Origin of the sequence: Aeromonas rivuli, from assembly GCF_020149575.1 — a bacterium.
In the GTDB taxonomy this organism is placed as follows: domain Bacteria; phylum Pseudomonadota; class Gammaproteobacteria; order Enterobacterales; family Aeromonadaceae; genus Aeromonas; species Aeromonas rivuli.
In genome coordinates this window covers 1798959-1812772 of record NZ_CP079742.1, presented here as the reverse complement: position 1 = coordinate 1812772, position 13814 = coordinate 1798959, and the positions used below count along the sequence as shown (strand labels likewise).

Sequence of the window (13814 nt, the reverse complement as noted above, 5' to 3'; positions counted from 1 at the left end):
CCAATTCGTGCCCGAGTGTAGGGGCAAAGTTAATTAATTGATATTAAGGGGGAATGTCGAGGCCGCTTCCTGCAACTTCGATCACACTCGGCCTCCCTTGGACGAGAGGCCGAGTGTCGACAGGAACTTACAGGTAGTCGCGGATCAGCAATTCGGCAATTTGCACACTATTGGTTGCCGCGCCCTTACGAACGTTATCGGCCACGATCCACATATTAATACCGCAAGGGTGAGAAATATCCTGACGGATACGACCAACCATGACGTCATCCTGACCGGTGGCGTCGCCAACCGGGGTCGGATAGCTGGCATCCTCGTCAAACAGGCTGATACCGGGGGCCTCGCGCAGCAGCGCTTTAACCTGCTCGGCATCCAGGGGCTGATGCAGCTCGACGTGCAGCACCTCGGCGTGGCAGTAGAACACGGGCACCCGCACACAGGTGGGGTTCACGGCGATACTGGCATCCCCCAGGATCTTCTGGGTCTCCCACACCATCTTCATCTCTTCACGGGTGTAGCCGTTGTCGGTGAACTCATCGATCTGCGGGATCAGGTTGAAGGCGATCTGCTGAGGGTAGAGGCTGGGCTCTACCGGCAGGCCGTTGAGCAACTTGGCGGTCTGGCCAGCCAGTTCGCTCACCCCCTCCTTGCCCGAACCCGAGACCGACTGATAGGTCGCCACATTGATGCGGGCAATGCCCACCTCGTCATGCAGGGGCTTGAGCGCCATCAGCATCTGTATGGTGGAGCAGTTCGGGTTGGCGATGATGTTGCGATTGCGAAAATCGGCCAGGGCATCCGGGTTCACTTCCGGAATAACCAGAGGCACATCGTCTTCATAACGGAAACAGGAGGTGTTATCGATGACGATACACCCCTGTTCGGCGGCGATAGGCGCCCACTTGGCGGACACCTCGGATCCTGCGGAGAAGAGTGCTAGCTCGACCTTGCTCCAGTCGAACTCTTCCACATCCAGAATATCGAGGTGCTTGCCACCAAAACGCACTGTGTCACCGGCGCTGCGGCTGGAGGCCAGGGGATAGAGGGTGGCGACCGGGAAGTTTCGCTCTGCCAGGATCTCGATCATGGCTTGACCCACGGCGCCACTTGCGCCCAATACCGCTACGTTAAACTGCTGGCTCATCATTCTCTCCTCTCAAATGATCAGGAGGGCTCTGAGCCCTCCTGCGGCAGGACGAGTCCTGCTTATCTATGACTGTAAATCGGTGGTACTTGTCATTCGCGCTGGCAAAAGCCAAACGCCCGGCATGGGGTCAGGGTTGGCAGTCAAATCCCAGTGCCGCCAGGGCTGGGGGCGCGGCAAAGGGACCGGTCAGACGCAGGGCCGACAGCTCACGCCGCTCCGGGTAGTCCTTGCGCTGGCCATCGAAGCTGCCCTGAATGCCGAGTCGGTTCCGAAAGCGGGCATCATCGCGGCGCACATCGTAAATCAGATGGACCAACTGCTTGATCAGCCCCTGATCCACCCCTCGTCCAGGGCTGAGTGCACTCACCTCCGGGGCGGGCAGCAACTTGTGCAGATCCCCGCGCGGATTGCGTCCCGTCTGCTGACAGAGAGCCTGATAGAGCATCCAGGTACCGCGCGCCTTGCCCTCCAGGCTGTAGCCGGCAATATGGGGCGTGGCAAGCTCGGTATGCGCCACCAGCGCCGCCAGAATATGGGGCTCGTTTTCCCACACATCCATCACCAGCCGCAGCGGGCGTTCGCCGCGCTGGCGGGTGAGCAGGGCCTGATTGTCCCACACCTCACCCCGTGACGCATTGATGAGGATCTGCCCGGCTGGACAAGCGGCTATGTGGGCGGCATCGAGCAGATGGTAGGTCGCATCGGGGCCCTCAGAGGTGATGGGCACATGGAAGCTGACGATGTCGGCCGACAGGGCTGTCTGGTAGTCGACAAACTCGTGCCCCTCCTCCGTCTGCGCCCTCGCCCGGGGGGGATCGCAGCGCAGCACCTTCATGCCGAGCGCTTCGGCCTTGCCCGCCACGCACTCCCCCGTGTTGCCCGCCCCTATCACGGCCAGGCTCATGCCCGCCAGGGTCAGCTCATAACGCTCGGCCAGCACCAGCAGGGCGGAGAGCACATAATCCCCCACCGACTGCTTGTTGCAACCGGGGGCACTGAAGAAGGGGATATTGCGCGTCGCCAGCAAGGCTTTGTCGATATGATCCGTGCCTATGGTCGCGGTGCCAATGAAGCTCAGCCGCGGGCAGTCGGCGAGCAGGCTGGCATCCACCCGAGTCACGGATCGCACCAGCAGCACGTCGGCATCCTGCAGATCCGCCGCGCTGATATGCCGCCCGGGCAAGGGGACCACCTCGCCAAATTCGGCAAACAACTCGCAGGCATGGGGCATATTTTCATCGACGACGATCTTCATTGGGCTCTCTTCATGTTCAAGACTGATGTGCGCAATCGGCCAGGGGCGCGCCATTCTAGCCCATACAGGCCAAGTGGTCAGACACTTATTCGTCTCTCTTCTGCCGCCACGGACGCTTCCCCCCTAATCCGCACAGGACAACGGGTCAGACACTTATATTCATGCCTCTGCTGCCGCCACAGCCGCTTCGCCGCCCTGGCCCACACAGAGCAACTGGTCAGGCACTCAGATTCATGCCTCTGCTGCCGCCACAGTCGCTTCGCCGCCCTGACCCACACAGGGCAACTGACTGATGGCGCCCCTGATTTGTAACACCATGTTGTTGGCCGCCTCTCGCGACTTGACCGCCAAGCCGGGGCTGGCACAATGTCACCTCTTTTTATCTGCCGCGCCACGGCACCGTTACGAGCCTTGTTATGTCGACGCACTCCTCTTCACTGCCGCGCAGCCAGGCGCTTGCATTCAGTGCCGCCCTGATCCTGCCGCTGGTGCTGCTGGTCTGCCTGCCCTGGCAGCCTTTTAGGCTCAATGCCCTGCAATCGGAGTGGTTGTGGTGGCCCTACGCCCTCACCCGCATGGTGGATTTTCCCGGCCTCGCCATCAGTATCCTGGCCCTGCTGCTGCTGACCCGCTACAAGCTGGCCCTGAGCCTGCCCGCCCTGCTGGCCTTGAGTGGCGCCCTCTTTGCCGTGCTCGCGGGCGACTGGGTCATCAAGAGCCTGATCAAGCACCTGACCCAGGAGCCGCGCCCCTATCTGCTCTGGCTGGAGAGCCAGCAGCTGATCCCCGCCATCGAGCAGTTCTATGCCAGTCAGGTTGAGGTGCGCAGCGAACAGGTACATGCGGCGAGCCAGCTGCTGGCCCTGCCCCAGTGGCTAGGCAACCACTGGCAGGCGGAAGTGAATTACGCCTTCCCCTCCGGCCACAGCATCGCCGCCATGAGCCTCGCCCAGTTCTTCGGTCTGATCTGGCTGGCCCGCGCGCCCCGCGGAGTCTGGCTGCTGCCGCTGTGGGCCCTCGCCATCGGCCTGTCACGCACCCTGATCGGCATGCACTGGCCGCTGGATGTGCTGGCCAGCGCCCTGCTCGGCAGCCTGACCGCCCTGTTTGCCGCCCGCTGGTGGCTACGCCACCACTGATCCCTCTCCAGATGCTGCACCAGGGCGCGGCGCATGCCCTGTCACAGACCTCACCCTGCATGGGTTGACGAGCACTCTGCTCGGCAACCTGACACGCTGTTTGCCGCACCGTCTGCGGGTGGCTACGCCACCACTGATTGCCCGTCGCCATCGGCGGCCCACACTGCGGCGAATATGAGCACGGGCACCCCTGGGTGCCCGTGCTCATATCAAACCATCCGTCATGGGGGGTCGGCTCACCCCTTGTTCTGCCCCTGCCAGCCTTCGGGGTATTTGTAGCCAGCGAAGCGCTTGGCGGCATAGGCCTTGAACTCGGGGGAGTTGTAGGCGGCGATCACATCCTTGGCGAACGGCTTGTCGGCATCGGCGCTCTTCACCACCACCCAATTGATGAAGTCGTAGCTGCGCTCGAGGAAGAGCCCCTCGCTGAACGGGATGCCGCTGGAGGCGGCGAAGTTGCCATTGATGACAGAGAAGTCCACATCCTCCCGTGAGCGCGGCAGTTGCGCCGCCTCCAACAGCACCAGCTTGATGTCGTGCGGATTCTTCACCACGTCGAACTCGCTCGCCTTGAGCGGGTTGATGCCCTCCTTCAGGGTCAGCCAGCCCAGATCCTGCAGCATCAGCAACGCCCGCGCCTGGTTGGTGGGATCATTGGGGATGGCTACTGTGCTCCCCTCTTTCAGCGCTTTCAGATCGCTCAGCTTGCCCGAGTAGAGCCCCATGGGACCGGTCGGCACCTGGGTGATGGGAGCCAGCGACAGTCCTCTATCCTTGGCGAAGCTCTCCAGATAGGGCTTGTGCTGGAAGCAGTTCACATCGAGGGAGCCATCGGCCAGGGCGATATTGGGGGTCACATAGTCGGTGAACTCCACCAGCTTCACCTGGTAGCCCTTGGCCTCAAGCTGCGGCTTGATGGAGTCGGTCACCATGTCGGCAAAGTCCCCGACAGTGGTGCCGATCACTATCTCTTTCTTCGCCTCATCAATGGCAAAGGCTGACAATGGCAAGCTGCTGGCGAGCAGAGCGAGGGCGGAGAGCTTGAAGAGGGAACGGCGCTGCATGGGGACTCCTTGTCAAAATGATCATCGAAACGGTGGCCGGGTTGCGACGTCTGCCCTGCGAGCAGAATCACCACAACCATCTAGCCATCCAAATGGCTAATTAAGATCACCATAACAGAGCCTCCGCCCTTCGCCAAGCGACAAAATCGGCTGAGCTTGCGCAAAGATGGCGAGCACCAGTGCCGATGCCGAGGCGCGGTCCGTCACCGCTCCTCGCGCGAAAATCTTTGATAAGCCACATAATAATGATGAGCAGGATCTCGCCATCCCGGCCTCATCCGGCATAGGATGGTCATTTGGTGCCCTTCCGTCTGGGCGACGAGTAGCGCAGTCCGACCGTGCGGGCGCCATGCCCTCCATAGCAAAAAGCCCCGGCGTCATCGACACCAGGGCTTTGGGAATACACCGACGGATTGAACCGACAACGCCTTACTTGACCGCCTTGCTGGCGTTCTCCATCGCCTGCTTCTCGGCGGCGCCGAGGATGGCAGTCTGGCGATTTTGCTCTGCCAGGTAGCAGGTATCCTTGCTGATCCCCTGCGCCTGGCAGTCCGCCATGCGCTGGGCAGGGCTGGAACAACCAGCCATCAGACCAGCGACGGACATAAGCAGAATGATTTTCTTCATGGTGATTCCCATCGTTAAGTTAATCGCGGCGCACTCTTGAACAAGGGCTGGAACTGCTTTAATAACAAGATCTTCCCACTCGTTCGGCCGGATTCGTTGCCAAATTTGGCGACACTGGTCTTAGCACTGTCAGGTGCTTTTTCATGGCCCGACTCTAGCGCCGTCCGCCCGGTGCGTCACTGGCGCTCTGGTAACAATTTGTTTCTCTCTATATAAAAAGGGGTATCGCGCCGAGCCTGCTCGCCGCTCCCCATGCCGTTCGCGGGCCACCTAGCACGCGATCCCTTGCTAAGGAGTCACCATGTTGATCACCTCCACCACAGGCCTGCTGGTCGTCGATATTCAGGGCAAGCTGGCCCGCCTCGTCGAGGGGAGCGAGTCCCTCATCGCCAACACCGCCCGGCTGGTGCAAGGCGCCCGGGCGCTGGGCTTGCCGGTGATCTGGCTGGAGCAGAACCCGGACAAGCTCGGGGCCACGGTGCCCGAGCTGCAGCCGCTGCAAGCCGGGACACAGGTGCTGCCCAAGTTCAGCTTCGGCGCCCTGGGGGAGCCGCAGGTGGCGGCGGCGATCAGCGAAACCGGGGTGACCCACTGGCTGGTGTGCGGCATCGAGGCCCATATCTGCGTCTACCAGACGGTGCAGGGGCTGTTGGACGAGGGCGCCCAGGTATCATTGGTGGTAGATGCGGTGTCGTCGCGCACTGCCGCCAACAAGGCGGTGGCCGTCGATCAATTGGCGGCATTGGGGGCACGGCTCAGCTCGGTGGAGATGTGCCTCTATGAGTTGCTGGGGGATTGCCGCCATCCGGCGTTTCGCCAGATCCTGGCCCTGGTGAGATAAGCGCCATGATGGAGAGCATGGCGCCCTTTATATTTGGGCTGATCGCTTTCCAGGTCGCACTGGCGGTGAGCATGCTCGGCATGGCGCTCACTCGTCGCTATTTGGCTTGGCTCTGGGCAGGCGTCGTGATCTGCTACTTCCTCTGGTGGATCCTGCTCGGCTGCCCCGCATTCCTTCCTCACGAATGGCCTGGCCCTGATGGGACAGCGGGCTGAGGGGACACTTATTAATCTTTGAGTAAAAAGTTTGATGGCCCCCACAGATCCTGACGATGCTGCTTTTATGCACAGCACCTCTCCATCTATCTTCATTCGGCGCCCATTTGCTGGGCGTCAAATGGCAGCGATGGTGGCGTATGCCTGATCGGTTCCCATCGTGCACGGGATCGGCGCCGGCGTCATGGCCTTCCCTGCCCCCACTCAATGAAACAGCACAGGGATCAGCATGAAGACAGTGAAAGGACTCCTCCTGCTCGCCGCCATGGGACTGGCCGCCGAGGCACAGGGCGCCCGCATTGAAGCCACGGATCATCGCCTCAATTACGAGGGACGCATCGTACGCGACTGGGTCAAACAGGACGTGCGGCTCAACTGGCCGGCGACCCGGCTCACCTTTCGCTTCGAGGGACGGGAGCTCGCCATCGCCATGGACGGCCAGCAGAGCCAGTTCGATCTGCTGATCGATGACCAATTGCAAGGCGTCATCAAGACCGGCCAGGGCATGCACACCTATCCCCTGCTGCAGTGGCCGACGCCTCGCTCGGTCAAGGTCGAGCTGGTCAAACGCACCGAAACCTATGACGCCATGCTGACCCTGGACGCCCTGGTCACCGACGGAGTAGTGAGCGGCCTCTGGCAGCAAAAGCCCCACCTGCTGTTTGTCGGTGACTCCATCAGCGCCGGCATGGGCAGCGAGTCGAACAAGCGCGAATGCAGTTGGGAGGAGAACCTCAATAGCTCCAACGCCAGGCTTGCCTTCCCGGCCAAAACGGCGGCGCTGCTCGGAGCCACCCATAGCCAGGTTTCTTACTCGGGGCTCGGACTCTTGCGCAACTGGGACGGCAACCAGCCCCACCATGCCCTGCCCCACTATCTGGACAAGGCGGGCGCCGTCTATCAGGGGGGCACGGATTTCGAGAGTCAACACCCGGTGCTGATCGTCGTCGAACTCGGCACCAATGACTTCAGCTCCGAGCTGCAACCCCACGAACCCTGGCCGGATCAGGAGAGCTTCCAGCAGGCCTGGATCGATGGCTATGTCGAGCTGCTGCGGGATCTGCGCCAGCGCTACGACAGCCCCCCCATCATCCTGATGGGCCAGTATCTCTGGCCCCACGACCGGCTGAACCAGACCCTGACCCGGTTGCAGCAACAGCTCGCCCTGCTGGGGGAGCCTCCCGTGCTGATCGAACAGATGCGCTCCGACAACTCAGGCTGCCTCTGGCACCCGACCGCCGCCGAGCATGACGGCATAGCGGCGAGCCTGGTCGGGCTTATCCGTCAGCAAGGGCTCTTGCCTGAATAGAGATCCGGCTGGCAACCCATAAAAAACGGCGCCCTTGCGGCGCCGTTGTATCGAGAGCGGATTGGCTGACTTAGCCGGCCTTGTGCTGCTCGGCCAGATAGAGCCAGGTATCGACGACCGTATCGGGGTTGAGCGACACCGAGTCGATGCCCTGCTCCACCAGCCAGGCGGCGAAGTCCGGGTGATCGGACGGGCCCTGGCCGCAGATGCCGACATACTTGCCCGCCTTGCGCGCGGCCTGGATGGCCATGGCCAGCAGCGCCTTGACCGCATCATTACGCTCGTCGAACAGGTGGGCGATGAGGCCGGAATCCCTGTCCAGTCCCAGGGTGAGCTGGGTCATGTCGTTGGAGCCGATGGAGAAGCCATCGAAGTGCTGCAGGAACTGATCTGCCAACAGGGCGTTGGAGGGCAGTTCACACATCATGATGACTTTCAGGCCCCGTTCGCCACGGCGCAGACCGTTCTCGGCCAGGATCTCGATCACCTGCTCGGCTTCACCCACGGTGCGCACGAAGGGGATCATCACCTCGACGTTGGTCAGCCCCATCACATCGCGCACCCGCTTCATCGCCTCGCATTCGAGGGCGAAACAGGGACGGAAGCTGTCGGCGATGTAACGGGAGGCACCGCGGAAGCCTATCATGGGGTTCTCTTCATGGGGCTCGTAGCCACGGCCCCCCACCAGATTGGCGTACTCGTTGGACTTGAAGTCCGACATCCGCACTATCACCCGCTCCGGCCAGAAGGCGGCGGCCAGGGTGGCGATGCCTTCGGTCAATTTGGCGATGTAGTACTCGCGGGGGCTCTCGTAGCCGGCGATCATCTTGGTGATGGTGGCCTGCAGCGCCGGGCTCTGCTTGTCAAATTCCAGCAGGGCCTTGGGGTGCACCCCTATCATGCGGTTGATGATGAACTCGAGGCGCGCCAGACCCACACCGGCGTTGGGCAACTGGGCAAAGTCGAAGGCTCTGTCCGGGTTGCCGACGTTCATCATCACTTTGATGGGCAGGCGCGGCATGTTGCCCACTTGTGTCACCGCCACCTCGAAGTCGAGCTGGCCATCATAGATGAAGCCGGTATCGCCCTCGGCGCAGGAGACGGTGATGAGCTGGCCCGGCGCAATGTGATCCGTGGCATCGCCACAGCCGACCACGGCGGGGATACCCAGCTCGCGGGCGATGATGGCGGCGTGGCAGGTGCGACCACCGCGGTTGGTGACGATGGCGGAGGCCCGCTTCATGATGGGCTCCCAGTCCGGATCCGTCATGTCGGTGACCAGCACGTCACCGGGTTGCACTTCGTCCATCTGGCTGATGGAGCTGATGACCCGGGCCGGGCCCGCCCCTATCTTGTGACCGATGGCACGCCCTTCAATCAACACCTTGCCCGCTTGCTTGAGGGCAAAACGCTCGAGGGTGTTGGCCTCCTGGCGACTGCGTACCGTCTCGGGACGAGCCTGGACGATGTAGAGCCTGCCATCCTGACCATCTTTGGCCCACTCGATGTCCATGGGACGGCCATAGTGTTGCTCGATGATGAGCGCCTGCTTGGCCAGCTCCATCACCTCGTCATTGTTGATGCAGAACTGGTTGCGCTCCGCATCCTGGGTATCTTCAATCTTGACCTGACGGCCATGACCCGCATCGCTGGAGTAGGTCATCTTGAGCAGCTTGGATCCCAAGGTCTTGCGCACCACGGCGGGGCGACCCGCTTTCAGGGTCGGCTTATGGACATAGAACTCGTCCGGATTGACCGCACCCTGCACCACCATCTCCCCCAACCCCTGGCTACCGGTGATGAAGACCACATCGTTGAAACCCGATTCGGTATCCAGGGTGAACATGACACCGGAGGCGGCCAAGTCTGAGCGCACCATGCGCTGGATGCCGGCGGAGAGGGCCACGCCCTTGTGGTCATAGCCCTGGTGCACCCGGTAGGAGATGGCGCGATCGTTGAACAGGGAGGCAAACACATGCTTGACGGCGGTCATGACGGCATCGATGCCGCGCACGTTGAGGAAGGTCTCCTGCTGGCCCGCGAAGGAAGCATCCGGCATGTCTTCGGCGGTGGCGGAGGAGCGCACCGCAAAGGAGGCCTCCAGCCCGGCACTGAGCTTGTCATAGGCGCTGCGGATGGCCTCTTCCAGCTCCGGCTGGAAGGGGGCATCGATCACCCACTGACGGATCTGGTTACCGGCGGCGCCGAGGGCCGCGATGTCATCCACATTCAGACGGTCGAGCAAGTCATGGATCTGATCATTGAGCCCGCTGCGCTCCAGAAACTCATTAAAAGCAAACGCCGTGGTAGCAAACCCACCCGGCACGGACACACCGGCACCAGACAGGTTGCTGATCATCTCGCCAAGGGATGCATTCTTGCCGCCGACTCGTTCTACATCTTGCATTCCGAGTTGTTCGTACCAAAGTACGTACTGTTGCATTTGCATGTCTCCAGGTTGGTGGGCCAGGGTGCCGGTGCACCATCTGTGCCTTGTTGTGTGCTTTTTTTGTTAGTTTGTGCTGTCGCCGCCCGCCGAGAAAACGTTTTCTTCTCCCGGTCAAAAAAATCCCCACGCAAGATTTGGGGATAGGCCGAATGACACAGACATTCTACAATGCGAACACAAAAAGGTAACGATTCAGGTTTGCAACCGAGTTCACAACTTGGAAACGGCAGATCGGTTGACAATAGTCGTTTGGTATCGAGAGATACTTTCTTCGCAGCAAGTAAAAAGGGAGCGGCCAGTGCACACCGTTTTTTATGTTTCAGATGGCACTGCCATCACCGCCGAGGTGTTTGGCCACGCGGTACTCAGCCAATTTCCCATGATCTTCGAGCAGGTCACCATCCCTTTCGTGGAGACCCTGGAGAAGGCGCGTCTGGTCCGCATGCGCATCGACGAGCAGTTCCGCCAAACCGGGGTTCGCCCCATACTGTTCCACACCATCGTCGACCCGCAGGTGCGTGAAGAGGTGCTCAAAGCCCACGCCAGCAGCCATGACTTTCTCAACACCTTCGTCAGTCCCCTGGAGCAAGAGCTTGGCATCAAGGCCACCCCGCGTCTGCATCGCACCCACGGCATGGAGAACCGCAAGCTCTATGACGACCGCATCGAGGCGGTCAACTTTGCCCTGGCGAACGACGATGGCATCACCACCAAGGAGTATGACGAGGCGGACATCATCCTCATCGGCGTCTCCCGTTGCGGCAAGACACCGACCAGCCTCTATCTGGCGCTGCAATTTGGCGTGCGGGCCGCCAACTACCCCTTCATCGAACAGGACATGCAGGCTCTGGAGCTGCCCGCCGCCCTCAAAGCCAATCGCCACAAGTTGTTCGGGCTGACCATCACCCCGGACAGGCTCCATGAGATCCGCAACCAGCGCCGGGCCAACAGTCGTTACTCCTCCCTGGAGCAGTGCCAGCAGGAGCTGGCGAGCGTCGAGCGCCTCTATCGCCAAGAGGCGATCCGCTTCCTCGATACCAGCGCCCACTCGGTGGAGGAGATCAGCGCCAAGATCCTCGAGGGCACCGGCATGCGCCGCCAGCTCTATTGAGAGCGGCGCTCATCCGCAACAAAAGTCAGCCCAGCTTGCCATGCAAAGAGCCCTGTTCCCGCCAACGCGGGTTCAGGGCTCTTTGTCATAGGGCTGGCCGGGGAAACACCCCGGGTTCCCCTCCCGTTGTCAGCTCTTTGGCAGGTTCAGCTCACGGTTACTCATCAGCTTGCCGTAGAAGGAGATCAAACCATAACCACCGCGCACCCGCTCCGCCAGCCAGATCCCCAGTCCAAGGCCGAGCAGGCCAGCCCCCGCCATCACCCAGGGCCAGCTGGCCTGGGCCAGGAACCCGAGGCACAACAAGACACCCAGGGCCAGCAACAGCAGCAGCGGCGCCAGACACAGCACTCCCCACAACAGGGCCATCATGACCCAGCCCACCATCTTCATCATCCCAGAACCCGCCTCTCCTCGTCATAACAGTGATGGATACCGCTCTTGCCACTGATTGTCCTGCCCCACCTGCCACTGACATGGGCAAGCAAGGCGGAAGCGAATGCAAGAAGCCTCCAATGAATCTCTACACCATTAATCACGGATAGTGAAGAAGATCAAGATCGGCATAATCAGTCGACCAGATAGTGAGCAATGACCAGAAAAAGTGAGAAGAACCTCAAGAAAAGACTGATAAGAGGCGAAAAAGCCAGCGAATGATAGCAAAAACAGGTGCAACACGGGTCGTTTATCACTATTCTGCTGCGGTTGGTAGCCACCATGAAAAACAACAAATGGCACCATGTAACGAAATAAATACAGGTTGCGTCAGCTTTTGGCTACGAAATGACGAAAGCGACGGACTGACGAATCAAAAGGACTCAGTATGGATCTTCAACCACAAGGCGATGAGCTCAAGCGCGGCCTCAAGAACCGCCATATCCAGCTCATCGCCCTGGGCGGCGCCATCGGCACCGGCCTGTTTCTGGGGATAGCCCAGACCATCAAGATGGCCGGCCCCTCAGTGCTGCTCGGCTATGCCATCGGCGGCTTCATCGCCTTCCTCATCATGCGCCAGCTCGGCGAGATGGTGGTGGAAGAGCCGGTGGCAGGCTCCTTCAGCCACTTTGCCTATAAATACTGGGGTGACTTCGCGGGCTTCGCGTCTGGTTGGAACTACTGGGTACTCTATGTGCTGGTCAGCATGGCCGAGCTCACCGCAGTCGGCATCTATGTCCAGTACTGGTGGCCCGAGATCCCGACCTGGATGTCGGCGGCCCTCTTCTTCGTGCTGATCAACGCCATCAACCTCACCAACGTCAAGGCATTTGGCGAGATGGAGTTCTGGTTCGCCATCATCAAGGTGGTCGCCATCGTCGGCATGATTGGCTTTGGTGGTTACCTGCTGGCCAGCGGCAGCGGCGGCCCCGAGGCGAGCGTGACCAACCTCTGGGATCAGGGCGGTTTCTTCCCCAACGGTATCAGCGGCCTGGTGATGGCCATGGCGGTCATCATGTTCTCCTTCGGGGGTCTGGAGCTGGTCGGTATCACGGCCGCCGAAGCCGACGATCCGCAAAAGAGTATTCCCAAGGCCACCAACCAGGTGATCTACCGCATCCTCATCTTCTATATCGGCGCCCTGGCAGTACTGATGTCCCTCTACCCCTGGGGCAAAGTCGTCGAGGGCGGCAGTCCCTTCGTGATGATCTTCCATGCCCTGGACAGCGATCTGGTGGCGACTGTGCTCAATATGGTGGTACTGACCGCGGCGCTCTCGGTCTACAACAGCTGCGTCTACTGCAACAGCCGGATGTTGTTTGGTCTGGCCAAGCAGGGCAATGGTCCCAAGGCGCTGCTCAAGACCAGCAAGAGCGGTGTTCCCATGGTCGCCATCTCCATCTCGGCGGGTGCCACCTTGCTGTGCGTGCTGATCAACTACCTGATCCCGGGCAAGGCCTTCGAGCTGCTGATGGCGCTGGTGGTGTCGGCCCTGGTCATCAACTGGGCCATGATCAGCCTGGCTCATCTCAAATTCCGCAAGGCCAAGCAGGCCCAGGGGATCGAGCCTAAGTTCAAGGCGTTCTGGTACCCCTTTGGCAACTACCTCTGCCTCGCCTTCATGGCGGGTATCCTGGTCATCATGTATCTGACCCCCGGCATCCAGATCTCCGTCATGCTGATCCCGGTCTGGATACTGGTGCTCGCCATCGGTTACCAGTTCAAACGCAAACGCCTGGCCGCTGCCGCCGTGAATCCGGCCTGAGGCCAACACAAGCCCGACAAGAGGCCGAGTCAAACTTGCATAAAAGAGGCGCCCGGTGGGCGCCTCTTTCCTATCTCATTTGGCTGGTCGGCGAGCGATTGAAAGGACGAGCTGTAACGGCTGCATGGCCTCTCCTCTACTCGCCATCCCCTACCCGCCTGACCTCATAGATCACCCGACGCTTGGAGATGAGGCTGCTGCACCCCTGACAGAAATAGTCGACCGCACCGCATGCCTGCAGCCGCTCCAGCGGGGCGCCACAATCGGGACAGCTGGCCTCAAAGCACAACTCGGCGTGACAGACCGGGCAGCGCTGTTCGCTATGGCGAGGATCCAGGGCCGCCGCACACGCGGGACAACTGGGCGTGGAATCATTCATGGTGATGCTCCTGATAATATGAGTCTGGCTTGAGCCTGCCGCAGACCCGCTCCCTCTCTTATCAGCATGGCTGCTGCC

General features: G+C 60.9%; 13 protein-coding genes. 6 read left to right on the top strand and 7 right to left on the bottom strand.

The genetic code is table 11. The features are described 5' to 3' along the window. Nucleotides 1-127: 127 nt before the first annotated feature. Nucleotides 128-1144: an aspartate-semialdehyde dehydrogenase gene (locus KYK33_RS08560; RefSeq protein WP_042043781.1), complete on the bottom strand. Its 1017-nt coding sequence runs from the start codon at nucleotides 1142-1144 to the stop codon at nucleotides 128-130. Nucleotides 1145-1274: 130 nt separating this feature from the next. Next, a complete protein-coding gene (locus tag KYK33_RS08555; protein WP_224432705.1) occupies nucleotides 1275-2402 on the bottom strand; it encodes a 4-phosphoerythronate dehydrogenase in 1128 nt (375 codons plus the stop codon). Nucleotides 2403-2818: 416 nt separating this feature from the next. Here KYK33_RS08555 and KYK33_RS08550 point away from each other — a divergent pair, with 416 nt between their 5' ends. Beyond that, complete coding sequence (locus KYK33_RS08550) at nucleotides 2819-3541, top strand: phosphatase PAP2 family protein (RefSeq protein ID WP_224432704.1); 723 nt, start codon at nucleotides 2819-2821, stop codon at nucleotides 3539-3541. Between the two features lie 236 nt (nucleotides 3542-3777). Here the strand turns inward: KYK33_RS08550 and KYK33_RS08545 are convergent, their stop codons facing one another. Together KYK33_RS08545 and KYK33_RS08540 are read right to left on the bottom strand one after the other, a co-directional pair. Further along, nucleotides 3778-4605: a MetQ/NlpA family ABC transporter substrate-binding protein gene (locus tag KYK33_RS08545; protein WP_224432703.1), complete on the bottom strand. Its 828-nt coding sequence runs from the start codon at nucleotides 4603-4605 to the stop codon at nucleotides 3778-3780. A gap of 429 nt (nucleotides 4606-5034) precedes the next feature. Beyond that, nucleotides 5035-5232, bottom strand: a complete 198-nt coding sequence (locus tag KYK33_RS08540) for a hypothetical protein (RefSeq protein ID WP_042652500.1) — start codon at nucleotides 5230-5232, stop codon at nucleotides 5035-5037. A gap of 301 nt (nucleotides 5233-5533) precedes the next feature. Here KYK33_RS08540 and KYK33_RS08535 point away from each other — a divergent pair, with 301 nt between their 5' ends. From KYK33_RS08535 to KYK33_RS08525, 3 genes are all read left to right on the top strand, one after another. Further along, nucleotides 5534-6073, top strand: a complete 540-nt coding sequence (locus tag KYK33_RS08535; protein WP_224432702.1) for an isochorismatase family protein — start codon at nucleotides 5534-5536, stop codon at nucleotides 6071-6073. Between the two features lie 5 nt (nucleotides 6074-6078). Then, entirely contained in the window at nucleotides 6079-6288 is a 210-nt protein-coding gene (locus tag KYK33_RS08530) for a hypothetical protein (protein WP_224432701.1), read from the top strand. Between the two features lie 229 nt (nucleotides 6289-6517). Next, nucleotides 6518-7597, top strand: a complete 1080-nt coding sequence (locus KYK33_RS08525; protein ID WP_224432700.1) for an SGNH/GDSL hydrolase family protein — start codon at nucleotides 6518-6520, stop codon at nucleotides 7595-7597. Between the two features lie 70 nt (nucleotides 7598-7667). Here KYK33_RS08525 and ppsA read toward each other — a convergent pair whose 3' ends face one another. Beyond that, nucleotides 7668-10040: a phosphoenolpyruvate synthase gene (gene ppsA, locus KYK33_RS08520; protein WP_224432699.1), complete on the bottom strand. Its 2373-nt coding sequence runs from the start codon at nucleotides 10038-10040 to the stop codon at nucleotides 7668-7670. A 304-nt stretch (nucleotides 10041-10344) separates the two neighbouring features. Here ppsA and ppsR point away from each other — a divergent pair, with 304 nt between their 5' ends. After that, the gene (gene ppsR, locus KYK33_RS08515) at nucleotides 10345-11157 is read left to right on the top strand and encodes a posphoenolpyruvate synthetase regulatory kinase/phosphorylase PpsR (RefSeq protein WP_042043770.1); all 813 of its coding nucleotides are present in this window, start codon (nucleotides 10345-10347) and stop codon (nucleotides 11155-11157) included. 129 nt (nucleotides 11158-11286) lie between these two features. On the opposite strand, the gene KYK33_RS08510 is transcribed toward ppsR, so the two are convergent. Further along, the gene (locus tag KYK33_RS08510) at nucleotides 11287-11553 is read right to left on the bottom strand and encodes a hypothetical protein (protein WP_042043769.1); all 267 of its coding nucleotides are present in this window, start codon (nucleotides 11551-11553) and stop codon (nucleotides 11287-11289) included. A gap of 427 nt (nucleotides 11554-11980) precedes the next feature. Here KYK33_RS08510 and KYK33_RS08505 point away from each other — a divergent pair, with 427 nt between their 5' ends. Next, nucleotides 11981-13357 carry an amino acid permease gene (locus KYK33_RS08505; protein ID WP_224432698.1) on the top strand — a complete coding sequence of 459 codons (1377 nt, stop codon included), beginning with the start codon at nucleotides 11981-11983 and terminating at the stop codon, nucleotides 13355-13357. A 136-nt stretch (nucleotides 13358-13493) separates the two neighbouring features. On the opposite strand, the gene KYK33_RS08500 is transcribed toward KYK33_RS08505, so the two are convergent. Beyond that, on the bottom strand, nucleotides 13494-13736 hold the full coding sequence (locus KYK33_RS08500) for a zinc ribbon domain-containing protein (RefSeq protein WP_042043767.1): 243 nt from the start codon (nucleotides 13734-13736) through the stop codon (nucleotides 13494-13496). Nucleotides 13737-13814: the final 78 nt, after the last annotated feature.